We start from the raw sequence: 25125 nt of genomic DNA, 5'->3' as shown, positions 1-25125 counted from the left end.
CGCCTCAGGCGGCCTCGCCGCGGCGCGCCGCCAGAAACTCGCCGAGGATGCGCCCGGTGTGGGAGCGCGCCACCTGCACCACCGCCTCCGGCGGCCCTTCGGCGACGATCTCGCCGCCGCCGTCGCCGCCTTCCGGCCCGAGGTCCACAATCCAGTCGGCTTCGGCCATCAGGTCCAGGTCATGCTCGATGACCAGCACCGTGTGGCCGGCGTCGGCCAGGCGGTGCAGCACGTGGATCAGCTTCTCCACGTCGGCCATGTGCAGGCCGACGGTGGGCTCGTCGAGCACGTACAGGGTGTGCTTCTCCGGCGGCAGCGGACGGCCGGGGCCGGCCGCCGACTCGCCGGCGCGGCCGCGCACCTTGGCCAGCTCGGAGACCAGCTTGATGCGCTGGGCTTCGCCGCCTGACAGGGTCGGGCTGGGCTGGCCGAGGGTCAGGTAGCCGAGGCCCACGTCCTGCAGCAGGCGCAGCGGATGGGCGATGGACGGGTGGGCGGCGAAGAAATCCACTGCGTCCTCCACCGCCATGTGCAGCAGGTCGGCCACCGTCTTGCCCTTCCACTGCGCGGTCAGGGTTTCCGGGTTGAAGCGGGCGCCGCCACAGGCCTCGCAGGGCATCTTCACATCGGGCAGGAAGTTCATCTCGATGGTGATCTGGCCCTGCCCCTCGCACACCGGGCAACGGCCGGCGCCGGTGTTGAAGGAGAAGCGCGAGGCGTTCCAGCCGCGCATCTTGGCCTCGGTGGTCTCGGCGAACAGCTTGCGAATGGCGTCCCAGAAGCCGATGTAGGTGGCCGGGCAGGAGCGCGGCGTCTTGCCGATCGGCGTCTGGTCCACTTCCAGCACGCGGCCGACCAGCTCGCGGCCAGCCAGCTCGGCGCAGCCCACCGGAGCCCCCGCCGCCAGGCTGGCGTGCAGCACGTCGCGGGCGAAGGTGGATTTGCCGGAGCCGGACACGCCGGTCACCACGCACAGGCGGCCGAGGGGCACACGGGCCGAGACGTTCTTCAGGTTGTGCAGGCTGGCATTACGCACCACCAGCGCCGGCTGATCGTCCGCCACCGCACGGCGCGGCGCCAGCGGATGGACCAGCGGCTGGCGGAAGCAGCGCCCGGTGGCCGACTCCGGCGCCGCCATCAGGTCGGCCAGCTTGCCTTCGGCGATGATGCGCCCGCCGCGCACGCCGGCGCCGGGGCCGATGTCGATGACGTGGTCGGCACGGCGGATGGTGTCCTCATCGTGCTCCACCACCAGCAGGGTGTTACCGCGGCCGCGCAGGGCTTCCAGCGTGTCGAGCAGCAGCTGGTTGTCGCGCGGGTGCAGGCCGATGGTCGGCTCGTCGAGGATGTAGCACACCCCGGTGAGGTTGGAGCCGAGCTGGGCCGCCAGGCGAATGCGCTGGGCCTCGCCGCCGGACAGGGTCGGTGCGGCGCGGTCGAGAGCCAGGTAGCCGAGGCCGACCTTCTTCAGGAAATCCAGCCGGCCGCGGATCTCGCCGACCAGGTCGCGGCCGATGTCGGCCTCCCGGCGGGCCAGCTGCAGGCCGTCGAAGAAGTCCGCCACCTTGCCCACCGCCAGCGAGGCCAGCTCGTGCAGGCCCAGGTCGCGGAAGCGCACCGCGCGGGCCACCGGGTTGAGGCGGGCGCCGTGGCAGCTCGGGCAGGCCTCGTCGCCGTCGGTCTCCAGTTCGCCCAGATCGAGGTCGTCCGGGTTCTCCACCTTACCGGCGATCTTGATGCCGGTGCCGTAGCAGTCCGGGCACCAGCCGTGCTTGGCGTTGTAGGAGAACAAGCGCGGATCGGGCTCCGGGAAGCTGGTGCCGCAATCCGGGCAGGCGCGCAGCGTGGACAGGGTGGTCAGCGTCGCGGACTCCTCGCCGAGCGGCAGCACCTTGAGGACGCCCTTGCCGTGCTCCAGCGCCGCCTCCACATATTCGCGCAGTTGAGCTTCGGTGTCCGGCCTGACCTGCACCATGCCCACCGGCAGCTCGATGTTGTGTTCCTTGTAGCGGTCGAGGCGCGGCCATTTCTTCGTTGGCAGGTAGCCGCCATCGACGCGCAGCTGCTCGAAGCCCTTGCCCCGCGCCCACTTGGCGAGGTCGGTGTACAAGCCCTTGCGGTTGATGATCAGCGGCGCCAGCAGCTCGACGGAGCGGCCGTTGAAGTCGCGCTGGATCTGCGCCACGATGTCCTCGAAGCTCTGCGGCGTGACCGGCACGTCGCAGTCCGGGCAGTACTGCGTGCCGAGCTTCACGTAGAGCAGGCGCAGGAAGGGCTGGATCTCGGTGAGGGTGCCCACCGTGCTCTTGCGCCCGCCGCGGCTGACCCGCTGCTCGATGGCCACCGTCGGCGGAATGCCGAAGATCGCGTCCACCTCGGGGCGCGCCGAGGGCTGGGCAAACTGGCGGGCGTAGGCGTTGAGGGATTCCAGGTAGCGCCGCTGGCCCTCGCCGAAGACGATGTCGAAGGCCAGGGTGGACTTGCCCGAGCCGGACAGGCCGGTGATGACGGTGAACTTGTCGCGCGGGATGTCCAGGCTGATGTTCTTGAGGTTGTGGTGGCGGGCATGGCGGATGGTGATGGCCTTCTGCGCCACGGCCCGGTAGCGCGGCGCCGGTTCGGCGACCCGCGGCGCGGCCTGCATGGCCAGCAGCTGGGCGGCGTAGTCGGCCAGGGCCCTGCCGGTGTGGGAGGCCGGCGTGGCGATGAGCGCGGCCGGCGTGCCTTCGGCAACGATCATCCCGCCGCCGCTGCCCCCCTCGGGGCCGAGGTCCACCAACCAGTCGGCGGCGGCGATCACGTCCAGGTTGTGCTCGATGACCACCAGGGAATGGCCCGCATCCAGCAGCTTCTCGAAGGCCGACAGGAGCCGAGCCACGTCCTCGAAGTGCAGGCCGGTGGTGGGCTCGTCGAACAGGAACAGCAGGCCGGGCTCGTCGGCCATGTCGACAGCAGCGGCCTTCCTCGACTTCTTGGCCGCCAGTTGCGCTGCTTCGGCCAGGTAGCCGGCCAGCTTGAGGCGCTGGGCCTCACCGCCGGACAGGGTCGGTACCGGCTGGCCGAGGCGCACGTACTCCAGCCCCACGTCGGCCAGCGGCGCCAGCGCGGCGAGCACCGCCTTCTGGTCGGCAAAGAAGGCCAGCGCTTCGGAGACGGTCATCTCCAGCACGTCGGCGACGCTCTTGCCGCGCCAGTTGAGGGCCAGGATCTCCGGCCGGTAGCGCTTGCCGTCACAGTCAGGGCAACGCAGGTAGACGTCGGACAGGAACTGCATCTCCACGTGCTCGAAGCCCGAGCCGGTGCAGGTCGGGCAGCGCCCGGTGCCGGAGTTGAAGCTGAAGGTGCCCGGCGTGTAGCCGCGCTCCTTGGCCTCCTCGAGGTTGGCGAAGAGTTTGCGGATGGCGTCCCAGGCGCCCACGTAGCTGACCGGGTTGGAGCGCGCGCTCTTGCCGATCGGCGACTGGTCCACCATCACCACGCCCTTGATCGCCTCCACGCCGGCGAAGCCTTCAAAGGCGCCGGGATGCTCGGCAGGCTGGCCGAAGTGCTTGGCCAGCGCCGGGAACAGCACGTCCTGGATCAGCGTGGACTTGCCGGAGCCGGACACGCCAGTGACACCAACCAGGCGCTGCAGCGGGATCGCCAGATCGACGCCGCGCAGGTTGTGCTGGCGCGCGCCGAGCAGCGTCAGGCGCGGCGCGTCGGCCGTCACCGGCCGCGGCACACGGCGCGCATCGACGCGCTTGCGGCCGGCCAGGTAGGCGCCGGTGAGGGAGGCCGGATCGTTGGCGATACTCACCGGCGGGCCGTAGGCGACGATCTCGCCACCGCGCTCGCCGGGGCCGGGGCCGATGTCGAGCAGGCGGTCGGCAGCCAGCATCAGCTGCGGGTCGTGCTCCACCACCACCAGCGAGTTGCCGGCGTCGCGCAGGCGCTCCATCACCCCGAGAATGCGGTTGATGTCGCGCGGGTGCAGGCCGATGGACGGCTCATCCAGCACGAACAGGGTATTCACCAGCGAGGTGCCCAGCGCGGTGGTCAGGTTGATGCGCTGCACCTCGCCGCCGGACAAAGTGCGCGACTGGCGGTCCAGCGTCAGGTAGCCGAGGCCCACGTCCTGCAGGTACTTGAGGCGCCCCTTGATCTCGCCGAGCAGCAGCTCGGTGGCTTCGTCCAGTGGCGCCGGCAGCGTGAGCCCGGCGACGAAGGGGACGATCTCGTCCACCGGGCGGGCCAGCAGTTCGTGGATCGCCCACTCGCCGGCGGCGGCCGGCAACCGCCACAGCAGCGCGTCCGGCTTGAGGCGGGCGCCGTGGCAGGCGGGACATTCGGTGTAGCTGCGGTAGCGCGACAGCAGCACCCGGATGTGCATCTTGTAGGCCTTGCTCTCCAGCCAATCGAAGAAGTGGCGCACCCCGTACCACAGGCGCGGCCAGGACGAATCCCAGCTCTTCCACTTGTCGTCGCCTTCGAGCAGCCAGTGGCGGTGTTCCGGCGACAGCTCGCGCACCGGCACGTCCATCGGCACGCCGTACTTCTTGGCCATCTTGGCCAGGTCGTCCTGGCATTCCTTGAAGCTGGGGCTCTGCCAGGGCTTCACCGCGCCTTCCGCGAGGGTCTTGGACTCGTCCGGAATGACCAGTTCGAAATCGACGCCGATGACCCGCCCGAAGCCGCGGCAGGTGTCGCAGGCGCCGATCGGCGAGTTGAAGGAGAACAGGCTCGGCGTCGGGTCGGAATAGGCGATGTCACAGTCGGCGCAGTGCAGGCCGGAGCTGAATTTCCAGCGCGTCTCGCCGTCGTCGCCCAGCGCATGCACGCTGAGGCGGCCGTGGCCGGCACGCAGGCCGATCTCCAGCGCCTCCATCACGCGGGCGTGCTCGGCGTTGCCGAGGCGGAAGCGGTCCTGCACCACGTCGAGCTGCTCGCCGTTGCGGGCATGGATGCGGGTGTAGCCCTGCTGGGCGAGAAGGCCGGCGATCTCCTCGTCGCTGAAGCTCGTCGGCACGGTGACCGGGAAGCTCACCACCAGGCGCGGATCGCCGGCCGCCGCGGCGCGGGCCGCCAGGTCGGCGAAGATCGTCGCCGGCGTGTCGCGGCTCACCGGCTTGCCGCAGCAGCGGCAGTGCAGCTTGGCGGCACGGGCGTAGAGCAGCTTGAAGTGGTCGGCCAGCTCGGTCATCGTGCCGACCGTCGAGCGGGAGGTGCGCACCGGGTTGGTCTGGTCGATGGCGATGGCCGGCGGCACGCCTTCGATGCGATCCACCTGCGGCTTGTCCATGCGGTCGAGGAACTGCCGCGCGTAGGGGGAGAAGGTCTCCACGTAGCGGCGCTGGCCTTCGGCGTAGAGGGTGTCGAAGACCAGCGAACTCTTGCCGGAACCGGACACCCCGGTGACCACCACCAGCTCGTTATGGGGGATGTCGAGGGACAGGTTCTTCAGGTTGTTCTGGCGCGCGCCGCGGATACGGATGGCGTCGGCGTCAGCGGGGCCGTGATCGGCCGGACAGGCAGGATCGGAACACATGGGCAGCGGAGTCGGAGAAGAGGCAGGCGGCCCCCATTGTAGGGCCTGTAGGCAGACCTGCCGCAGCACCGCGGGTTCCCCCGCACTGCCAGCGCCCCCCGGATCAGGGATTGATCAGCTTGTCGGTGGCCGCTTCATCGACGATCGACTCGTCGCGGAACAGACGGGTTTCTGGCGAAGAGGCCTGCTGGGCCAGCGCGCGGGCGGTGACGGCGAGCATCTCGCCGCTGTCGCCATCGACGATCAGGATCAGCTGGCGGGCCGGGCCGATCAGCCCGACGAAGCCACGGGCGGTGCTCCCGTCCGGCAGTCCGACCGACACGCTGTCGCCCACCTCCAGTTCGGCCCACTCGGCGGCCAGCGACAACTCGCCGGCAAAATACTGCTTGTAGCGCAGGACGCGGAAATCCGGCCGCTCGCCGACCGGACCGAGGATCGGCATCGCGGGCCTGCGGTAACGGGGCTCGGGCCCGGGCCGGCCGGCGATCAGCGCGGCATGCAGCTCCAGACACGGCGCCAGGCCTTCACGGATGCGCTCCGGAGCCAGGCCTAGCCAGGCCAGCCCCTCCTCCAGCGAACGCATCAGTGCCGGCATCTGGGCCATCAGTTGCCGCCGCACCGCCTCATCCGGTTCGGGCATCGCGCTGACCAGCAGGCGGTGGGCCACCTGCACCCGGGCGGTCCATTGGGGGCTTTCGGTGCCGTAGCGATAGGCCGTCTTGGCCAGCACATGCACCCAGAAGCCCTCGATGAAAGCCTGCACCACCGGGTCCGAACGATGCCCGATCAGCAGGTAGATCGCGCGGCTCGCCTGGTGTAGCGCCACCTCGCGCCGCTCCAGGCGCTCGGCTTCATCCTTGCAGGCTTCGGCGCGGGCCAGCGCCCCTTTCTGACGGGATCTAAGCAGGGTTTCCGCCCCGGTCAGGGCGACCTGGAAATCCCGGTCCTCGATGCGCGGTTGCCGCTGCAGCGGACGCGCGACGAGCAACAGGCCCCGGCAGACCGGCAGATCGGGGGGACAATCGGGCGGGAGCGTCTGGCCGACATTGGCGATCAGATCCACCAGCCGCAGGGCCGGGTGACGCTCGTCGGCGAGCAGGGTGTCACTGCGCAGGGCCAGGCGCAGCATCGGCACCCTCAGGCCGGCCAGGACCGTGCGGATCGTTTCCGGCAGGTACTCGGCAGCCCCTACATAGGCAAACACGGTTTCCACGACTTCGACGGCCGCCGCTCTGGACGGCGCCAGCAGGGCCCCGAGCTCGCTCGTGCCGAGGGACTGGGGCACACCGCCGCCATAGTTCTGGCGCTCGCCGAGCCAGGCCTCGACACGCTCCAGCAATGCTGCGGCCAGCGTCGGATCGAGGTGGGCGGTACCGGGCGACATTTCCCGCCGGGCCAGCACCGACAGGCGCAAGGCATCCACCGCATGGATGGGCAGGTTGCGCGGCGCTTCCGCCGCCTCCACACGCTCGCTGCCCGGCCCCAGGTATGGACGGGACGGCGTGGCGATGCGGTAACGGGAGTCGATGCCCGCATTGGCCAGGTCGTGCTCGAGTTCCCGATAGAACGCGCACAGGTGACGCTGCAGGGGCTCCTCCAGGCGCTTGAGGAGCACCATCGCTTCCTGGACGCTGAGCCGCTCGGCCTCCTTCAGCGCGCGCAGCGCCCGGCAAACGCTCTCGGTGCCCACCGGCGACTCCTTCTGCAGCGTGCTGTCGGTACCGGTCATCAGCATGCGCATGCGCAGGTGCAGGGCCGCCAGTTCGCGCGCGCAGCCGTCCCGCAGACGCTGGTCGAGGTTCATCAACTCGACCGAATAATCCATGTCCTCATCGTGCACCAGGCTGATGCGGGACGCCGTCAGCCCGTGCATCTGCTCGAACCCGGGCCGCTCCTTGCTGCCCGACAACTCGTCGAAGCACTGGCCGGCGGCCTGGGCCATTTCGTCCAGCCACGCGGTGTGGCGAATGACCTCGCCCGCCCCCTGACGCAGCGTCTTCAGGAAACGCGCACGGCAGTCGGCCAGCAACTGGACGGCCATCGTGCCGGATTTGTCGTCGGTGATAGAAGGGAGCGCCATGGCGATTGCGTTCGTGTTATTTGGGCAGATCTTAGCGGTGGCTGACTATACCGGGAAAAACATCGAAATCTTCAATGTGCAGGACGCCCTGCCAAGCCGACTTTAATGAGCAGGCGCCACGCCGTCCACAGCCCGAACACGACGACCATCCCCCATTTCAGCAGCGAACACGTGGCCGACAGGGGGATGAGCGCACTCGGCGCGCCGAAGGGCCCGGCCAGCAGACGGAGCTGCAGCAGGTTTTCTGCGACATCGAACAGCGCCGCCAGCGGCAGCAACGCGGCCAGCCTGCCGGACGCCCGGCTCTCGCTCTCCGCGAACAGGCCGCCACGGCGCGCCAGCACGTAGCCGAACAGCGCGTAGAGGCACAGGTGGAGCCAGTCCGCAGCAAAATGCCCGCGATAGGCCTGCAGCCCCTCCTGCCCCCAGGCGCGCAGAACTCCCCAATAGCGCTCGGAGCTGAAGCTGAGTTGCAGGCACAGGATGTTGGGACGGTACGCCCCCACCAGCCGGGCCAGATGCACCTGGGAAACCGCTACCGCCACGCCGGCCAACCCCACCAGCCAGGGAGACGTACGCACTGTCATTCCGCCTCCGGCCACTCACTGCCACGGCACGGGTGTGCAATAGTCACGGATGCGGCAAAGCAGCCATTGCCCATCGTCACCTTCGATTTAAAATAATAAAATTGATTTTTTCGACAAATTCATAAAACCGGACCATCGTCAGCACGGAATCATGACAAGCTCTACCCTGTCTCCAGCTCCCAGCAGCGCGCGACTCGCGGCCGATCTGGCCGCGATCCGCATTCCCGCCTGCCCGGCCGTGGTCACCGAGGTCCTGCGGGAAGCCCGCAAGGACGAACCGAACTTCAAGGTCCTGGCCCGCATCATCTCGTCCGACGTGGGCATGTCCGCGATGGCAGTCAAGCTCGCCAACTCGTCGATGTTCGGCTCCGCGGCTCCGGTCAAGAGCGTGCAGCAGGCCATCAACCGCCTCGGCACCAGCAACGTACTGAACATCATAGTCGCTGCCGCGCTGCGCAGCTCCGTCGATGGCCTGCCGGCCGACTTCCTGCAGCATTTCTGGGACATGGCGGCCTCCCGCGCCCTGTGTGCCGGCCTGCTGGCCCGCAAGCACGTGGGCATCCCGCCGGAGGACGCCTATACCTACGGACTCTTCCAGAACGCCGCCGTGCCGGTACTGATGCAGCACTTCTCGAGTTACACGGCCCTCTACAGCAGCGCCGGGGAGCACGGTGATCATCTGGTGGGGCTAGAACGCGCGCAGTTCCACAGCGACCACGCGGTGGTCGGCTGGCTGCTGGCGCGCAACTGGGGCCTGCCGGCCAAGATCGCCGCAGCGATCAAGCATCACCACAACCCCGAACGCTACATCCTGCCGGAGGAGGAACTGCCATCGAATGCGCTGGCGCTGATCGCCGTCACCCAGCTCGCCGAGTACATCATCGCCGAACTCGGCGGCGCTGCGCTGGACGTGAGCCAGCGCACCTTCGAGGACGCCCGCAGCTTCCTCGGCACGACCGACCACGACCTGGACGAATTCCGCGAGATCGTCGCCGCGGCATTGGTCTGAGGAGGAACAGGGAGAGCACTGGGGAAGCCGACGGGTACGAGCCCATCGGCAAGCTCCGAGTCCCGCCCCTTCGGCATAAAAAAGCCCGCCATGCTCTGGCGGGCTTTTTTCCGAAGCGGGCTCGGCCTACTCGGCTTCAGCCTTCTTGCGGGTGGCCGGCTTCTTGGCGGCCGCAGCCTTGGGTTCCTTCTTCTCGAACTCGAAACCGACCTTGCCGTCGTCACCGCGCACCAGGAAGGCGGAGAACTTGCGCTTGGTGCGGCTCGACACGAAGCCGCGCAACAGGTCGGTCCGCCCGGTATCGAGCAGCTTCTGCATCTGATCGCGCTCGATCGGCTGCTGCAGGATGATCTTGCCAGAACGGAAATCGCAGGATTTGTCCGGCCCCACCGACTTGCAGCAGACGTAGGACAGGCCGTGCTCATACACCTGGGCACTGCACTTCGGGCACTGGCCCAGGGAGTCCTGGCCGGAGAAGTCCACCGCCTCGGCGGCTTCGTCTTCCTTCGGCTGGCCAAAATCGAATTCGGGCTGCTTGTCGTCGTTGAGACGGATCTCGGCGTTGAACAAACGCCCCATCTTGTTGCGGAAGCCCAGCAGCGGGCCAACCCGGCCGGTGGTCAGCAGGGCCTCGATCTCCTGGATCTCGAACTGGCGGCCGGCGACGATCTTCCAGGCGCTCCAGTCGCAGCTCTGGCAGGAGAACTTCTTGTAATTCTCCTTCACCTGGCCGCCGCACTTGGGGCAAGGCGTCTGCAGCGTGGCGAAGTCGCCGGGCACAGTGTCGGACTCGTAGCGCTTGGCGCGCTCGACGATGTCGCGGGTCATGGCCTGGATGTGCTCCATGAACTCGGCCCGCGACAGCGCGCCGCGCTCCATCTGGGCCAGCTTGTGTTCCCACTCGCCGGTGAGTTCCGGCGAGGTCAGCTCGTTGGTGCCCAGGCCGCGCAGCAGCGTGATCAGCGAGAAGGCCTTGGCGGTCGGGATCAGCTCCTTGCCGTCCCGCAGCATGTAGGTTTCGCCAATCAGGTTTTCGATGATCTGCGCGCGGGTCGCCGGCGTGCCGAGGCCGCGACCGGCCATCGCGGCGCGCAGCTCCTCGTCGTCCACCATCTTGCCAGCACCTTCCATCGCCGACAGCAGGGTGGCTTCGTTGAAGCGTGCGGGCGGCTTGGTGACCAGGGCTTTGACCAGGATCTCGTCGGTGCTGACCTTCTCGCCGGGTTCGACGGCCACCAGCTGCGGCGTGCCGCCCTCTTCATCACTCGCTGCCGCGGCGGCCTTGCCGTAGATGGCCAGCCAGCCCGGATTGACGAGGATCTTGCCCTCGGTCTTGAAGGCTTCACCCTCGACACGGGTGATACGGGTGGTCACGCGGTACTCAGCGGCGGGGTAGAACACCGCCAGGAAGCGCCGGGTCACCAGATCGTAGATCTTCGCCTCGGCCTCGGACAGGCTCTTGGGCGCCGTGCCGGTGGGGATGATTGCGAAGTGGTCGGAGATCTTGGCGTTGTTGAAGATGCGCTTGTTGGGCTTGGCCCAGCCGTGCTTGACGATCTCGTTGGCGAACGGCGCATAGGCATCCGGCAGGCCGCCGAGGATGCCCTGGACCTGGCCGACGTAATCCTCCGGCAGCGCGCGGGCATCGGTCCGCGGGTAGGTCAGGACCTTGTGCTTTTCGTAGAGGGCCTGGGCCAGTTGCAGCGTGGTCCGCGCCGAGAAGCCGAAACGGCCGTTGGCCTCGCGCTGCAGGGAGGTTAGGTCAAACAGCAGCGGCGACAGCTGGGTGGTCGGCTTGGACTCTTCCTCGACGGTGCCGGTCTTGCCCTCGCACTTGGCCTTGATGGCTTCGGCCTTCGCCTTGTCCCACAGACGGAAGGCGGTGGCATGCTCAGCGAGTGGCGTGCCTTCCTCGGGCTTCTTGAAACCCTCGTCGAACCAGCGGCCGGCATAGGCACCGGCCTGGCAGCCGAAGCTGGCCTCCAGCTCCCAGTAGTCGGTGGGCTTGAAGGCGCGGATCTTCTCCTCGCGCTCGACGACGATGGCCAGCGTCGGGGTCTGCACGCGCCCGACCGTGGTCAGGTGGAAGCCCCCGGTCTTGGAGTTGAAGGCGGTCATCGCGCGGGTGCCGTTGATGCCGATCAGCCAGTCGCTCTCGGCACGGCACACGGCCGCTTCGCGCAGACCTTCCACGTCGGCGGCGGCGCGCAGCTGGGCGAAGCCGTCACGGATCGCGCCGGCGGTCATCGACTGCAGCCACAGGCGCTGCACCGGCTTGGCGCTGCCCGAATGCTGCACGATGAAACTGAAGATCAATTCCCCTTCGCGTCCCGCGTCACAGGCGTTGATCAGGCCGGTGACGTCCTTGCGCTTGATCAGACGGGTCAGCAGCTTGAGTCGGTCCTCGGTCTTCTCGATCGGGTTGAGGGCGAAATGGGGCGGAATGACCGGCAGGTGCGCGAAAGACCACTTGCCGCGCTTGACTTCGAATTCGGCGGGAACGGTGAGCTCCAGCAGATGGCCGACCGCCGAGGAGAGCACATAGTGCTCCGACTCGAAATAGTCTTTTTCCTTGGTGAAACCACCCAGGGAGCGGGCGATGTCTGCCGCGACCGAGGGCTTTTCCGCGATGATCAGCTGCTTGCTCATTGGAGTACCTTCGTGCTGCGCACTCCGGTTCTCGCCCAGCGGGCGTCCGGCCGGCTCACGCCTGTATTGCGCAACATGGCGCCTGATTCGGGTTATTGGGAGAGCGGCGCATCATACGGAAGCCTGCACCAGGCGTGCAAGCCGCCTGGCCGCTCAATGCACCGGGAATGCAGCCGGCTCGTCTTCGTCCTCGAGCCCTTCGTTGAGCAGTTCGTCGAGGATCAGCCCGTTGATCGGGCGGTCCTGCTGCCACAGCACCATCAGCACGATGACCTTGAGGTTTTCCAGCTCGATCTCCGGATCGTCGAGGGCCAGCGCCCGCTCGATGATGATCTCCCGGCACTCGGCATCAAGGATGCCGGCGTTTTCGAGGAACAGCAGGAAACCACGGCACTCGACCCCCAGGCGGGCCAGCTCGTCGTCGGCGTAGACGCGCAGGGAGCCGGCACGGGCGTTCTGGGCCGGGCGCTCACCGTCGGACAGCTGGCGCAGACCGGACAACCATTCCAGGGCGTCGGTGATTTCTTCTTCCTCGAAACCGGCGGCCGTGAGCTTGCGGGCCAGCTGCGCAGGTTCGGGGCATGCGTCAGCGTGGACGTAGTTCTCGAAGAGGTACACGAGGATATCGAACATGGCGCGTAGGGCCTGAGGCCGGTGGTTTTTCAAAGGCGCTGGAGGCGCCCTCCGGGCAGGCGGGAGACCCGTCCGTCGAGTTCCAGCGTAAGCAGAATGGCGTAGAGCGCTTCCGGCGTCAAGCTGGTGCGGTGCACAAGAGTCTCCATATCCACCGGATCATGCCCCAGCGCCGTAAGCACGACGCTTTCGTCTCCGGCCCCCTCCATCGGGCCGGGAGCTTGCTGCGGCGCCACTTCCAGCGTCGGCAGGCGCAGCTCCTCGAGTATGTCACTGGCAGATTCGACGAGCTTCGCGCCGTCGCGGATCAGGCGATGGCAGCCGCGGGACAGCGGCGAGTGGATCGAGCCGGGGATCGCGAAGACCTCGCGTCCACAGTCGCCGGCCAGGCGTGCGGTGATCAGAGAACCGCTCTTGACCGCCGCCTCGACCACCAGTACCCCACGGGACAGACCGGCGATCAGCCTGTTGCGGCGCGGAAAATGATGGGCCAGCGGGCCGCTGCCAAGGGGAAATTCACTGACGATGGCGCCGGCTTCGGCGATGCGCCGGGCCAGCGCCGCATTGCGGGCCGGGTAGATACGGTCGGCCCCGGTGCCAATCACCGCCACCGTGCGCCCAGCCCCGGCAAGGCCACCCCGGTGCGCTGCCGCATCGATGCCGAGAGCCAGGCCGCTGACGATGCCCAGGCCGGCGGACGACAGCGCGGCGGAAAACGCCTCCGCGTTGGCCTCCCCCTGCGGCGTCGCGTTACGCGCGCCCACCACGGCGATGGAGGGGCGGCCCAGCAGGTCGACGTCACCCTTTACGTAGAGCAGTACGGGAGGATCGGGGATTTCGAGCAGTGCGGCCGGGTAGGCCGCATCGCCGAGGGTCACGATGGCGTTGCCGGGTCCGTCCTGCCAGGCCAGACCGGCGTCCACCGCCTCCGCTGCAGCGTGTTCGAGGAGCAATCTGGCCGCGGCGTCGCCGACGACTGCCGCCAGCGCGGTGTGCGTGGCCGAGTAGATCGCCTCCGGTAGCCCGAAGGCGGCCAGCAACTGGCGCTGGCTCGCCGGGCCCAGGCCCGGCGTGAGGGTCAGCCGCAGCCAACCGGAAAGAGGATGGGCGGCCGGCAAGATGGTCTGCCGCTCAGGGCTTGCGTACGCTGTCGGCCACCGTCACCGCCCCTTTGCTGTCCATCACCAGCGCGTAGGAGAGGCGGTCGAAGACCCGGAACACGAAAACCAGCCCGTAACGCTGCTCAGGCAGGCGGAAACGCTGGGCAGGGCCGACGTTGTCCTCCCTGTAGACCGTCTCACCCCGGTTCCGGTGCAGCGCCAGGACATGGCCGACCTCGATACCGTTGCGTTTGCCGAGACTGAGGGACACCACATTGTAGCGACCGGTCTCGTTCACCCCGTTGTAGATCGAAACGACGCGCCCGGAGAGATCCTCGTCCGGCGCATGGGGCACGTAGCTGGGCAATTCGGGGCGGCCCGCCGGCAGCAGCCGGTCGCCCTTGCCGATTTCCTGCTTGGCAGTCAGCACCACCAGGCTGGTGGGCACCACGGTCCCCGGCTTGCTCTCGGCAGCAGCCTGCTGATCGGCAACCGGATCTGCATTCACCTCCGCAACGCCGAGATGCACGGCTTCGTAGCCGAGGATCTCGCCGCTCACCGGATCCTTCAGCGGCTTGGCCTTGCGGTACACATTCCAGGTTTTGGTGTCCGGCGTGATGCGCGTCGCAAAGATGGTGTCGCCGGCACTGGTGAACACGCGCCCTTCCTGGGTCGCGACGAGGATGCCGGCGGTAGTGTCTTCCCGGTCGGACACCACCAGCGGCTCGGTCAGGAAAGGCGCGATCACGCGCAGCGGGATGCTCTGGATCGCCGCCTTGTCGGGCGTGGAATACACCTGCGGGAACCGCTTCTCGTAAAGAGGGCGATCGGGCGGGCTGCCGACGCGCTGGCCAAGCTTGAGCGTCGGGCCGTTACGGTCGAGCACGATGATCTGGCCAGGATAGATCAGGTGCGGATTGCGGATCTGCTCGCGGTTGAGGCGCCACACCTCGGGCCAGCGCCAGGGCTCTTTGAGGAACATGCCGGAGATGCCCCACAGGGTGTCACCGGGAACCACGACATGGCTATCTGGCGCGTCGTCGGCCAGGCGTACAGGGCTTGCGGCACCGGCACCGACAGGTACCAGGGCGGCGACGCCGATCAGGAGGGCGGATATAATGCGAATCATCGGAAGAGCACTCGCTTTCGGCGAACAGGCATCACCCGGCAAAGGGTTGCCTGTGTTGCGGAGCCGATACCCGCCTTGCAAGATGCGAGCATCGTAGATTTGGCTCAAAATTCTGCACGTAAAGTCTTCATCCGGCAATATTTATGGCCCTGCTACCCATTCTCCGTTATCCCGATCCTCGTCTGCACACCCGTGCCACCCCGGTACGCGAGGTGACCGACGAAATCCGCCGGCTCATCGCCAACATGGCCGAAACCATGTACGAGGCCCCCGGCATCGGCCTGGCCGCCACGCAGGTGGACGTCCATAAGCGGGTCGTCGTCATCGACGTTTCCGAGGACAAGTCCGAGCTGCTAGCGCTGATCAACCCGGAAATCCTCGAGCGCTCCGGCGAGCATCTGGGCGAGGAAGGCTGCCTGTCCGTGCCCGGCATCTACGACAAGGTCGTCCGCGCCGAGCGGGTCAAGGTGCGCGCCCTCAACCAGAAGGGCGAGAGCTTCGAAATGGAGGCCGACGGCCTGCTCGCGGTGTGCATCCAGCACGAGCTGGACCACCTGGAAGGCAAGGTCTTCGTCGAATACCTGTCCCAGCTCAAGCAGACCCGCATCAAGGGCAAGCTGGCCAAGAAAGCCCGGATCACCGCCTGATGAAAGTCGCCTTCGCCGGAACCCCCGAATTCGCCGCCGCCGCGCTGCAGGCCATCCTCTCCGCCGGCTTCGAGGTCCCCCTGGTCCTGACCCAGCCGGACCGCCCCGCCGGGCGCGGCATGCAACTGCAGCCCAGCCCGGTCAAGCAGGTCGCCGTCGCCGCCAGCATTCCCGTCCATCAGCCGGAAAAACTGCGCACGCCGGAACAGCAGGCGCCGCTGGCCGAAGCCGGCGTCGACGTGCTGGTGGTGGCCGCCTACGGCATCATCCTGCCCCAGGCGGTGCTCGACCTGCCGCGCTACGGCTGCCTCAACATCCATGCCTCACTGCTGCCGCGCTGGCGCGGCGCGGCGCCGATCCACCGGGCCATCGAGGCCGGCGACGCGGAAACCGGCATCACCATCATGCAGATGGATGCCGGCCTCGACACCGGCCCGATGCTGATGAAGCGCAGCACGCCCATCGAATCCGACGACACCACCGGCAGCCTGCACGACCGCCTGGCCGGCCTCGGCGCCGACCTGATCGTCGACGCCCTGCGGGCACTACCCGACGGCCTCACGGCCACGCCGCAGCCGGCCGACGGCGTCACCTACGCAGCCAAGATCGGCAAGGCCGAGGCCACCGTGGACTGGACCCGCCCGGCTGCCGAGATCGAACGCGCGATCCGCGCCTTCAACCCCTTCCCCGGCGCGCTGGGCACCTACCAGGGCACGCCGATCAAGCTGTGGCGCGCCCGCGCCATCGACGCCAGCGGCGCCCCCGGCGAGGTACTGATGGCCGAAGGGGCCGGCGTGATCGTCGCCTGCGGCGAGGGTGCGCTGTGCATCACCGAGCTGCAGAAGCCCGGCGGCAAGCGCCTGGCCGCAACCGATTTCGTGCGCGGCACGGCCATCGCCGTGGGCAGCCGCTTCGACTGATCCAGCCTCCCGAGCACCGTCCCAAGCCCGCGCCGCCCGCGGGCTTTTTTTCGCGCCTCATGCCGGTTGGCTGCCGCCTTCCCGCAAGCATCTAAAAATTCTTGAATTTTTGGGGGCTTCCCCCATCTAACCGGTGTTTCCCACTCAAATCCGAAAGGACGGTTACACCCAATGCTCGGCAACTGGCTCAAGACATCCATCCTGATGGCGGCGATCATCGCGCTGTTCGGCGTGATCGGCGGCCTCATCGGCGGCAAGTCGGGGATGGTGCTCGCGCTGGTCTTCGGCGGCGCGATGAACCTGTTCTCCTACTGGTTCTCCGACAAGATGGTCCTGCGCATGTACAACGCGCAGGAAGTGGACGAAACCAGCTCCCCCTACCTGTACAACATGGTCCGCGAACTGGCCGGCCGCGCCCAACTGCCTATGCCGCGCGTGTACATCATCCACGAGGACCAGCCGAACGCCTTCGCCACCGGCCGCAACCCCGAGAACGCCGCCGTGGCGGCCACCACCGGCATCCTGCAGATGCTCAGCCAACGCGAACTGCGCGGCGTGATGGCCCACGAGCTGGCCCACGTGAAGCACCGGGACATCCTGATCTCGACGATCTCAGCGACGATGGCCGGGGCGATCTCGGCGCTCGCCAACTTCGCGATGTTCTTCAGCGGCCGCGACTCGGAAGGTCGGCCGGCCAACCCGATCGCCTCCATCGCGGTAGCCCTGCTCGCCCCGCTGGCCGCCAGCGTGATCCAGATGGCGATCTCCCGCGCCCGTGAGTTCGAGGCCGACCGCGGCGGCGCCGAAATCGCCAGCGACCCGCACGCACTGGCCGACGCGCTGATGAAGATCGACGCCTACGCCCGCGGCATCCCGATGCCGACCGCCGAGGCCCACCCGGAAACCGGCCAGATGATGATCATGAACCCGCTATCGGGCCGCGGCCTGGCGGGCCTGTTCAGCACCCACCCGGCCACCGAGGAGCGGGTCGCCCGCCTGCGCGCGATGGCCGGCCGCCGCTGAAGCTGCTGCACCTGCCACCGTACGGAACCCGGCCACGGCCGGGTTTTTCATCATGGCTGGCCAGCCACGCTGGCCGCCATCAGGCGGGCGCGACTTTCAAGACCTTGCTCACGACCGGGTATCCATCCCGGTACTCAGGGCCACGCGAATTGCGCTCATCAGTTTCGGCAGCACCTGCCCGAGCGTGGTCAGCTGATCCGCCAGCACATCTATGTTCCCGCTGCGCACGGAGCGGCAGATCCCATCGGCCAGCGCGAAGACGTCGGCCGCCCCTACGTTGCCTGCGGCCCCTTTCAGCGTGTGGGACAGATGTTCGATGCCGGCCAGGTCACCGGCCGCCAAGCAGGCATTGAGGCGATCAGCCACGTCTCCCTGGTTGCTGACGAAGATTCCAAGCAAGCGTCCATAAGTAGGCCACTTGCCCCGCACCAGGCGCACCCCCTTCTCGGTGTCGAGCCCCGCGATGCGCCGCAGGCGGGCAATCCATGCGTCGGAGCCGATCTCATCGGCGATGGCAACGGGCCCGGGCGCCGACGACTGCAGCACCGCGCCCGGCACAAGCCATTTGAACAGCATGCGGCGCATGTCTTCGGGTTCCACCGGCTTGGCGAGAAAATCGTTCATGCCTGCGGCCCGGCACGCATCCTGGTCCTCATCAAACGCGTTGGCAGTCATCGCGATGATCGGCAATTCGCCCATTCCGGGCAGCCCCCGAATGCTTCGGGTCGCGTCCAGACCATCCATCACCGGCATCTGCATGTCCATCAGCACCAGGTCGTAGGACGCCTTCTGCACGAACGCCACCGCCTCCCGGCCATTCGCGGCGCAGTCCACGACCATGCCAAGGTCGGAAAGCATATCCATCGCCACTTCCTGGTTCAGCAGGTTGTCCTCGACCAGCAGGACGCGTAGCCCCTGCAGAGCGGGGCCCCCTTCGGGCGGCATGTCGCCGCGCAGGTCACCCCCGACCACGGGCAGGCTCACGCCCGGCCGGGCCTGCAGGCGGGCAGTAAACCAGAAGGTGCTGCCCTGCCCCTGGCAGCTTTCGACCCCGGCCTCGCCGCCCATCAACGCGGCCAGATGGCGGGTCAGGGCCAGGCCGAGGCCGGTGCCGCCGTACTTGCGGGTCGTGGACGCATCCGCCTGCTCGAAGGACTGGAACAGTCGCGGCAACTGCTCGGCGGCGATGCCTATCCCGCTGTCGGTGACCTCGAAGCGGACCAGCAGGTCCTGCTCCCCTTCCTCGACAATGCGGGCCGTCAGACTCACTCCACCGAACTCGGTAAATTTGACCGCGTTGCCGAGGTAGTTGAGCAAGGCCTGGCGCAGGCGCGTCACGTCGCCGCGCAGTACCGGCGGCAAGCCGTCGGTGTCGGAACGGAAGCTCAGGTGCTTGGCGGCCAGGCGCTCATGGATCAGCGAGTGGGCCTGGTTGAAGAGGGCCTCCGGCGAAAAGTCGATCGCTTCCAGCTGCAGCTTGCCGGCCTCGATCTTCGAGATATCGAGGATGTCGTTGATGATCGACAGCAGGTGCGCACCGGCATGGCGGATCTTGAGCAGGCGGTCGCGCTGGGCAGCGTCAAGGGGACTGCGTTCGAGCAGGCGGGCCAGGCCGAGGATGGCATTCATCGGCGTGCGGATCTCATGGCTCATGTTGGCCAGAAACGCGCTTTTCGCCTGGCTGGCGGATTCAGCACGCTGGCGCGCCTCGGCCAGTTGCGCGGTACGCTCGGCGACCAGGTCCTCGAGGTGATGGTGATAGACGGCAAGCTGGGCGTCCCGCTCGCGCAGCTCGGTGATGTTGAAAAAGGATGCCATGAAGAAATCGCCCACATCAGCCCCCGCCACCAGCAAGGTCCGTAACTCCCCGGACTTGCAGGTGATGCGGAACTCCCGGGGCTCGACCGGGCGGCCGGCGGCGCGGGCCTGGTCGATGGCCTCCAGCCAGACGTTCCGTGCCCAGGCCCGGTAGTCCGGGTCGGGATAGGCCAGCTGCCACCAGGTATCCGCATCGGGGATCTCCTGACGGGTGTAGCCGAAGCTCTCGATGAAGCAGCGATTGATACCGACGATCCGCCCCTCGCCATTGACGAGACTGAGCGGCAGCGGTGCCACCTCGAACAACTGGCGGAAGCGGGCCTCGCTTTCCCTCAGGGCGGACTCTTCCCGGTGGCGCGCGATGGCGATCGCTGCCAGGTCGGTGGCCATCACCACCTGCTGGAGATGGCTTTCCGCCGGCCCCGAGACGCTCTGCGGATAGAGCGCAAAAGTACCGAGCACCGCCCCTTCCCGGCTGAAGATCGGCATCGACCAGCACGCCACGAGGCCATACTCCGCGGCCAACGCCCGGTAGTTCTGCCACAGAGGATCGTGGGCGATGTCCTTGACGATCACCGGACTGTGACGCCATGCTGCCGTACCGCAGGAGCCCACCCCCTCCCCGATGGCCAGGCCATCGACAAGACGGTTGTAGCCCGCCGGCAGGCTGGGCGCCGCGCCGTGCCGCAGGTGCACGCCATCCGCATCCAGCAGCAGGATGGACACCCTCACGTCGGGCAACTGGGCTTCGACGCCATGGGCCAGGGTTTCCAGAGTGTTATTCAGCGCGGCGCCCGAGGCGACCATCTCGAGGATACGGTGCTGAGCCGCCAGGGAGATCTCCCCCTGCTTGCGAGCCGTGACATCGGTCCACGAGCCGACAATCTCCGCACCCTCCTCGGCCTCGCTACCCGCCATGCGCAGTTCATCGCGCACCCACACATGGCGCCCGTCCCGATGGGCGAAGCGGTATTCGAGGCCCAGTTGCCCCCCGACCTTCAGGCTGCGCCAGGCAGCCTTCGCGGCCGCGACATCATCGGGATGCAAGCCGGCCAACCACCATCCCGGCTGCAGCACCTCCTCCGGCGTGTAGCCGAGGATGCGCTGGATATTGTCGCCGACCATGACCGGCACCCATTGGTCAGCCTCCCGCCGCATCGCGTACAGAATGGTCGGGCTGGCCTCAACCAGGTGGCGCAGCTGGCTCTCGGCCATCAACTGGCGGCGCTGGGCCTCCTCCCGCGCGGACCTATCGCGCAGCGCCCGGATGCCGAAGGCGAGATCGCCGCCCAGATCGGACAAGAGGCACATTTCTTCGTCGTCAAAAGCATCAGCCTCGCTGGAATAAACGCTCAGCGCCCCGAAGCAATGGCCGTCAGCATCCAGCAGCGGCAACGCGCAGGAAGACGCGTAGCCGTTACGCACGGCAGCCTCCCGCCAGGGTTCGAAGCGTGCATCGCTGAGGATGTCGCGGCACACCTGCGGCCGTCGTTCACGAATGGCCGTGCCTGTGGGCCCGACGCCGTCCGCGCCGTCACGCCATGACACGACCACAGAATCCAGGTAGCCATCGATGCAACCGGACTCCGCCACCGGCCGGACCCGCCGTTGAATGTCATGTTCGGGATAACCGACCCAAGCCATCCGGTAGCCACCGAAATCCACCATCAGGCGGCAGATGTCCTGCAGAAGGGTGTTCTCGTCGCTGGCGCGCGCGACCGCCTGGTTGCATTCGCCGACCGTCGCCAACGCACGATTCGCACGCCTCAACCCGGCCTCGACGCGCTTGCCCGCAGTAATGTCGCGGGCCACCCCAAGCACGCCGATCAGCTTCCCATCCGCGTCGTACATCGGGGTCTTGATGGTCTCGAGAATTTCCTGATGACCATCCGATGCAAACGTGACGAGTTCCTCGTTGCGCAGCGGCGCAAGCCCCTCCATGGCGGCCAGATCGTTCCGGCGGAAGGTATCGGCCAGTTTCAGCGGGACGAAATCATAATCGGTGCGCCCGACGATATCGGCCTCGCGAGCGCCGAAGAACAACTCGAAGCGCGGGTTGCAGGCCAGGTAGACGCCCGCGGGATCCTTCAGCCAGACCAGGTCCGGCAGGGTCCGGACCAGGGCGTCGAGCAGCGGGCCCGGACGTGTGCCGCCGCCGACCGGAGCCGGAGTGAGGACGGCGGAGGAAACGGCTTGGGAGCACGAAGTCTCCGGCGGCAGAGACATGGGGTAGGGCCCTTTGCGGTCGCAGGTCAAGGCTTGCCCGGCGCCCACACCGAACCGGAAGGGACGCGTCGGACCAGCGAAATCAGGACATCGACATTAACACGAAGCGTAGCGGCAGATCGGCACATGAAACCCGCCTCAACCATCCTTTCCGCGGCTCCAGGCCAGCAGACCGCCAGCTATGTCATGCAGAGGCAGTACGCTGCCAACCGCGCCACGCAGGATGGCCTCCTTCGGCATGCCGAAGACAACACAGGTTTCCTCGGCCTCAGCGATCGTTACCGCACCCGCATCGCGCATTTCCTTCAGGCCCAAGGCCCCATCGTCACCCATGCCGGTCATGATAATCCCCAGCGCATTACCGCCGGCCACGCGGGCCACCGAACGGAACAACACATCCACCGACGGCTTGTGCCGGTTGATCAGCGGGCCATCCATGACGCCAACGAAATAGCCGTTGCCATCCCGGGCCACCTGCAGGTGGCGCCCACCCGGCGCGATCAGCGCCAGCCCGGGTTCGACACGATCCCCATGGCGCGCCTCACGCACCTGGATGCGGCACAATCCGTTGAGGCGACGGGCAAACATTTCGGTGAAACCGGCCGGCATGTGCTGCACCACGACGATGCCTGGCACATCTTCCGGCAGCGCGGTCAACACCGCCTCCAGCGCCAGCGTTCCACCGGTGGACGTGCCGATGGCCACGATGCGTGTCCGGTCGCCACCGGCCGCCAGGCGTGGCCCACGCGGCAGGTCGCCGAGGGTCAGCTTCGGGCGCGGCGGCGCCTCCGCAGCTGGCGCGGCCCTGGCCCTGGCCGGATGCAGGCGGGCATTCGCCGCCGCACGCACGGCCGCCACCAGGCTGTCGCTCTCGTCCTGCAGGAACTGTTTGAGGCCGACCTTGGGCTTGGTCACCAGGCCAACCGCCCCCGCCGACAGCGCCTCGAAGCTGGCCTTGGCGCCGCTCTCCACCAGCGTCGAGCAGATCACCACCGGCGTCGGCCGCTCCGCCATCAGCTTGCGCAGGAAGGTCAGGCCGTCCATGCGTGGCATCTCGATGTCGAGGACCACCACGTCGGGCCATTCCTTGCGCATCTTGTCGATGGCGAACAGGGGATCGACCGCAGTGGCCAGCACGGTCATGTCGGGCTGGGCGTTGATCGCCTCACTGGCAACCTGGCGCACGATCGCCGAGTCGTCGACGATCATCACGCGAATCGGGCGGGATCTCATGGATTCACCTCGTCGATTGGGCGATGAGCCAGCCACACGTGACCGGTCCACAGGTCGAAGATCAGCTTGCGGTGCCCCGTCCCGCCGCAATGGGAGGCGCTCGGGCGATAGCCATGCCGAACCAGCAGCGCATCGGCCGCATCCACGTTGCGACGGGCGATGTCCATGACCGCCGGGCGGCCCGCGTCGCGGTTCAGCATGTTGCCGCCGCCGAAAACCTTCACCTGGTAATCCGTCGGCCGACCGCCCGCCTTTTCGACCTCCCGATCGAAAAGGGCCAGCGCCTCATCCGCATAGCGCCCGTCCAGCGCCTGCCCGCCCATCCGCCCACGGCTCGGCAGCATGTAATGACACATGCCACCGATCAGGCGCAGCGGATGCCACAGGGTTATGGACACGCAGGAGCCGAGCAGCGTCGAGATGCGCGTGCGGCCACCACCGAAGAAAAACCCGCCGGGTTGCAGGAAGACTTCCCGGATATCGTCGCCGCACTCGATCATGGTTTGCGATAGATCGTCGCCTTCACCAGTTCCAGCCCCTGCTGGATCCCGTTGAGCGTCTCGGAATGGCCGATGAACAGATAGCCCCCCGACTTGAGGCGCGGCAACAGGTTGGCAACGACTTTACGCTTGGTGTCCATGTCGAAATAAATCATCACGTTACGCAGGAAGATCACGTCGAACTCACCGATATCGGCCGACACCGGCAAGGTCAGATTGACCTGCCGGAAGCGCGTGCGGCGCTTCAGCTCGGGTGTAATCAGGAAGGTCCCGCTCTGGCTGCGCACGCCTTTGAGGCAGTAGCGGGTCAGGAACTCGGGCGGGATACCCTCGTTCCGGTCGAGCGGATAATGCGCCGCGGCGGCCTTGGCCAGCACCTGGGTGCTGATGTCCGAGCCCACCACCTCCCAGGGGGACTGCGGCAGCGAATCGGCCAGCAGCATCGCAAGCGTATACACCTCCTCGCCGGTGGAGCATGCAGCGCTCCACACACGGAAGGTACCGGCGGAACGGCGGGCACGGATCACCTCCTGCTTCAGGAAGGCGAAGTGGCCCGGCTCACGGAAGAAATAGGTTTCGTTGGTGGTCAGCAGATCCACCATGACCTGCAACTCCTCCGGATGCTGGCCAGAACTGAGCAGGCGGTAATACTGGGAAAAGGTGTCGAAGTTGTGGTGCTTCAGGCGCTTGGTCAAGCGGCCGACCAGCAGCACCTTCTTCGCGTCGGACAGGCTGATGCCGGCGATCTTGTAGATCAGCCGCTGAAACAGCGCGAATTCCTCGTTGGTGATGGCGGAACCCATGGGGCTCCCGACAGGGGGGCGAACCCGTTCCATGGTGATCCTCAAAACAGTTCGACGTTGTTGTCCGGCTCGGCGGGCCTGTTCAGTGTGGCCGCATAAGCCTGCTCCTCGCGGGCAATCACCTCCGCCGTGGCGTGGGACGTGACGATGCGCTTGCACCAGGCGTCCCCGTTGCCGGGCAGGAACAGCAGCTTGCGCGACCAGGGGCCGAGAAAATCCGACGCCAGCAGCGGAATGCCTTCCCGCTTCAGCCAGTCGCGGGCAAAACGCGCATTACGCTGACCGATGGCGAGGGACTGTCCGGAGGTTTCGATGATGGTACCACCCCCGAAAGCCTTGGCCTGCAACCGCGGTTTGCGGGCCCCCTGGGCCAGCAGCGCATTGAGCAGGGCCTCCATCGCATAGTCGCCCGCCAGCAGCGCATCCACCTCGCCATGGGCGCTGCGCTGCAGGTTGGGCAGCATGAAATGGTTGATACCGCCGATCCGCGTCTGCGGATCGAACAGGCACACCGCCACGCAGGAACCCAGCAACGTGGCCAGCGGCCGCTCCCGCTCCACCGCCCAAGCGCCGGGCGCCACGTTGCGGGCCAGGCGCTCGATCTCCCGCGCCGGCAGACTGGCGTAATCCATCGTCCTCACCCCGCAGCACTCAAGCCGACGGCGTGCCTCCCGACAGGTCGGCCGTTCCACCATCCGAAGCGACGCGGGCCAGCGTGGCAATCTCATCGACCGAGAGGACTTTCTCGACCTCCAGGATGATGACGAACTTGCCATTCACCTTGCCCATCCCCTTGATGAAGTCAGCGCGGATCTTGGCCCCAAAGGACGGCGGCGGCTCGATCTCCGAAGCCGGAATCTCCAGCACTTCGGACACCGCGTCCACCACCACGCCGACATCCTGGCGCTCGTCGTTCTCGGTGAGTTCGATGATGACGATGCAGGTCCGTCGCGAGATCTCGGAACGCTTGCCGCCAAAGCGGCTGGCCAGGTCGATCACCGGCACCACCGCACCGCGCAGGTTGATGACCCCGCGGATGAAGGGTGGCACCATCGGAATCTCGGTGACCGTCCCGTACTCAATGATCTCCTTGATGTTCAGGATGCCGACGGCAAACATCTCGCCGCCGAGCAGGAAGGTCAGGTACTGGGCCGGGCTGGTGTCGACGACCGCTGGGGCCTTGGCCCCGGCAACGGCAGTGGCCCCCGCCGGTGTGGGCAGCGTGCTCATGCTCTGGCTCC

At 67.3% G+C, this 25125-nt stretch carries 17 protein-coding genes; 4 read left to right on the top strand and 13 right to left on the bottom strand.

The features are described 5' to 3' along the window. Positions 1-4: 4 nt before the first annotated feature. The 3 genes from uvrA to AC3QL2_RS13345 form a co-directional block, all read right to left on the bottom strand. Complete coding sequence (gene uvrA / locus AC3QL2_RS13355) at positions 5-5527, bottom strand: excinuclease ABC subunit UvrA (protein ID WP_493230881.1); 5523 nt, start codon at positions 5525-5527, stop codon at positions 5-7. Between the two features lie 103 nt (positions 5528-5630). Next, a complete protein-coding gene (locus tag AC3QL2_RS13350) occupies positions 5631-7607 on the bottom strand; it encodes a DUF1631 family protein (protein ID WP_493230880.1) in 1977 nt (658 codons plus the stop codon). A 71-nt stretch (positions 7608-7678) separates the two neighbouring features. Further along, entirely contained in the window at positions 7679-8194 is a 516-nt protein-coding gene (locus AC3QL2_RS13345; RefSeq protein ID WP_493230879.1) for a hypothetical protein, read from the bottom strand. A 151-nt stretch (positions 8195-8345) separates the two neighbouring features. On the opposite strand from AC3QL2_RS13345, the gene AC3QL2_RS13340 reads away from it, so the two are divergent. After that, positions 8346-9203, top strand: a complete 858-nt coding sequence (locus AC3QL2_RS13340) for an HDOD domain-containing protein (RefSeq protein WP_493230878.1) — start codon at positions 8346-8348, stop codon at positions 9201-9203. A gap of 126 nt (positions 9204-9329) precedes the next feature. Here AC3QL2_RS13340 and AC3QL2_RS13335 read toward each other — a convergent pair whose 3' ends face one another. The 4 genes from AC3QL2_RS13335 to AC3QL2_RS13320 all read right to left on the bottom strand — a co-directional run bounded on the left by AC3QL2_RS13335 (position 9330) and on the right by AC3QL2_RS13320 (position 14714). Next, entirely contained in the window at positions 9330-11852 is a 2523-nt protein-coding gene (locus tag AC3QL2_RS13335; RefSeq protein ID WP_493230877.1) for a DNA topoisomerase III, read from the bottom strand. A 153-nt stretch (positions 11853-12005) separates the two neighbouring features. Beyond that, positions 12006-12485 carry a Smg family protein gene (locus AC3QL2_RS13330; RefSeq protein WP_493230876.1) on the bottom strand — a complete coding sequence of 160 codons (480 nt, stop codon included), beginning with the start codon at positions 12483-12485 and terminating at the stop codon, positions 12006-12008. Positions 12486-12514: 29 nt separating this feature from the next. Beyond that, positions 12515-13606, bottom strand: coding sequence for a DNA-processing protein DprA (gene dprA / locus AC3QL2_RS13325; RefSeq protein WP_493231605.1), 1092 nt, complete (start codon positions 13604-13606; stop codon positions 12515-12517). 10 nt (positions 13607-13616) lie between these two features. Beyond that, positions 13617-14714 carry a LysM peptidoglycan-binding domain-containing protein gene (locus AC3QL2_RS13320; RefSeq protein ID WP_493230875.1) on the bottom strand — a complete coding sequence of 366 codons (1098 nt, stop codon included), beginning with the start codon at positions 14712-14714 and terminating at the stop codon, positions 13617-13619. Between the two features lie 143 nt (positions 14715-14857). On the opposite strand from AC3QL2_RS13320, the gene def reads away from it, so the two are divergent. The 3 genes from def to htpX all read left to right on the top strand — a co-directional run bounded on the left by def (position 14858) and on the right by htpX (position 17304). After that, complete coding sequence (gene def / locus AC3QL2_RS13315) at positions 14858-15361, top strand: peptide deformylase (protein WP_493230874.1); 504 nt, start codon at positions 14858-14860, stop codon at positions 15359-15361. Further along, entirely contained in the window at positions 15361-16281 is a 921-nt protein-coding gene (gene fmt, locus AC3QL2_RS13310; RefSeq protein WP_493230873.1) for a methionyl-tRNA formyltransferase, read from the top strand. The genes def and fmt overlap by 1 nt, the downstream gene beginning before the upstream one ends. A gap of 171 nt (positions 16282-16452) precedes the next feature. Further along, positions 16453-17304 carry a zinc metalloprotease HtpX gene (htpX, locus tag AC3QL2_RS13305; protein WP_493230872.1) on the top strand — a complete coding sequence of 284 codons (852 nt, stop codon included), beginning with the start codon at positions 16453-16455 and terminating at the stop codon, positions 17302-17304. A 108-nt stretch (positions 17305-17412) separates the two neighbouring features. Here the strand turns inward: htpX and AC3QL2_RS13300 are convergent, their stop codons facing one another. From AC3QL2_RS13300 to AC3QL2_RS13275, 6 genes are all read right to left on the bottom strand, one after another. Then, the gene (locus AC3QL2_RS13300; RefSeq protein WP_493230871.1) at positions 17413-21348 is read right to left on the bottom strand and encodes a PAS domain S-box protein; all 3936 of its coding nucleotides are present in this window, start codon (positions 21346-21348) and stop codon (positions 17413-17415) included. Between the two features lie 138 nt (positions 21349-21486). Beyond that, entirely contained in the window at positions 21487-22581 is a 1095-nt protein-coding gene (locus tag AC3QL2_RS13295) for a protein-glutamate methylesterase/protein-glutamine glutaminase (protein ID WP_493230870.1), read from the bottom strand. Beyond that, positions 22578-23081 carry a chemotaxis protein CheD gene (locus tag AC3QL2_RS13290; protein WP_493230869.1) on the bottom strand — a complete coding sequence of 168 codons (504 nt, stop codon included), beginning with the start codon at positions 23079-23081 and terminating at the stop codon, positions 22578-22580. Before AC3QL2_RS13290 ends, AC3QL2_RS13295 begins: the two co-directional genes overlap by 4 nt. Continuing rightward, the gene (locus tag AC3QL2_RS13285; protein WP_493230868.1) at positions 23078-23884 is read right to left on the bottom strand and encodes a CheR family methyltransferase; all 807 of its coding nucleotides are present in this window, start codon (positions 23882-23884) and stop codon (positions 23078-23080) included. Before AC3QL2_RS13285 ends, AC3QL2_RS13290 begins: the two co-directional genes overlap by 4 nt. Before the next feature lie 41 nt (positions 23885-23925). Further along, positions 23926-24516: a chemotaxis protein CheD gene (locus AC3QL2_RS13280; protein ID WP_493230867.1), complete on the bottom strand. Its 591-nt coding sequence runs from the start codon at positions 24514-24516 to the stop codon at positions 23926-23928. A 19-nt stretch (positions 24517-24535) separates the two neighbouring features. After that, positions 24536-25114 carry a chemotaxis protein CheW gene (locus AC3QL2_RS13275; protein ID WP_493230866.1) on the bottom strand — a complete coding sequence of 193 codons (579 nt, stop codon included), beginning with the start codon at positions 25112-25114 and terminating at the stop codon, positions 24536-24538. Between the last annotated feature and the right edge of the window lie 11 nt (positions 25115-25125).

Source organism: Zoogloea sp. GW822-FHT05C07 (assembly GCF_058800215.1).
The sequence above is the reverse complement of the archived record's forward strand: the minus strand, read 5'-3'. Positions and strand labels throughout refer to the sequence as shown.

Bases quoted from the DNA above. Each gene is read 5' to 3' on its own strand.
- AC3QL2_RS13285 (WP_493230868.1), bottom strand. From the start codon at position 23,884: ATGGGTTCCGCCATCACCAACGAGGAATTCGCGCTGTTTCAGCGGCTG.
- AC3QL2_RS13345 (WP_493230879.1), bottom strand. From the start codon at position 8,194: ATGACAGTGCGTACGTCTCCCTGGCTGGTGGGGTTGGCCGGCGTGGCG.
- AC3QL2_RS13295 (WP_493230870.1), bottom strand. From the start codon at position 22,581: ATGAGATCCCGCCCGATTCGCGTGATGATCGTCGACGACTCGGCGATC.
- def (WP_493230874.1), top strand. From the start codon at position 14,858: ATGGCCCTGCTACCCATTCTCCGTTATCCCGATCCTCGTCTGCACACC.
- uvrA (WP_493230881.1), bottom strand. From the start codon at position 5,527: ATGTGTTCCGATCCTGCCTGTCCGGCCGATCACGGCCCCGCTGACGCC.
- htpX (WP_493230872.1), top strand. From the start codon at position 16,453: ATGCTCGGCAACTGGCTCAAGACATCCATCCTGATGGCGGCGATCATC.
- AC3QL2_RS13320 (WP_493230875.1), bottom strand. From the start codon at position 14,714: ATGATTCGCATTATATCCGCCCTCCTGATCGGCGTCGCCGCCCTGGTA.
- AC3QL2_RS13350 (WP_493230880.1), bottom strand. From the start codon at position 7,607: ATGGCGCTCCCTTCTATCACCGACGACAAATCCGGCACGATGGCCGTC.
- AC3QL2_RS13290 (WP_493230869.1), bottom strand. From the start codon at position 23,081: ATGATCGAGTGCGGCGACGATATCCGGGAAGTCTTCCTGCAACCCGGC.
- fmt (WP_493230873.1), top strand. From the start codon at position 15,361: ATGAAAGTCGCCTTCGCCGGAACCCCCGAATTCGCCGCCGCCGCGCTG.
- AC3QL2_RS13335 (WP_493230877.1), bottom strand. From the start codon at position 11,852: ATGAGCAAGCAGCTGATCATCGCGGAAAAGCCCTCGGTCGCGGCAGAC.
- AC3QL2_RS13300 (WP_493230871.1), bottom strand. From the start codon at position 21,348: ATGTCTCTGCCGCCGGAGACTTCGTGCTCCCAAGCCGTTTCCTCCGCC.
- AC3QL2_RS13275 (WP_493230866.1), bottom strand. From the start codon at position 25,114: ATGAGCACGCTGCCCACACCGGCGGGGGCCACTGCCGTTGCCGGGGCC.
- AC3QL2_RS13340 (WP_493230878.1), top strand. From the start codon at position 8,346: ATGACAAGCTCTACCCTGTCTCCAGCTCCCAGCAGCGCGCGACTCGCG.
- AC3QL2_RS13280 (WP_493230867.1), bottom strand. From the start codon at position 24,516: ATGGATTACGCCAGTCTGCCGGCGCGGGAGATCGAGCGCCTGGCCCGC.
- AC3QL2_RS13330 (WP_493230876.1), bottom strand. From the start codon at position 12,485: ATGTTCGATATCCTCGTGTACCTCTTCGAGAACTACGTCCACGCTGAC.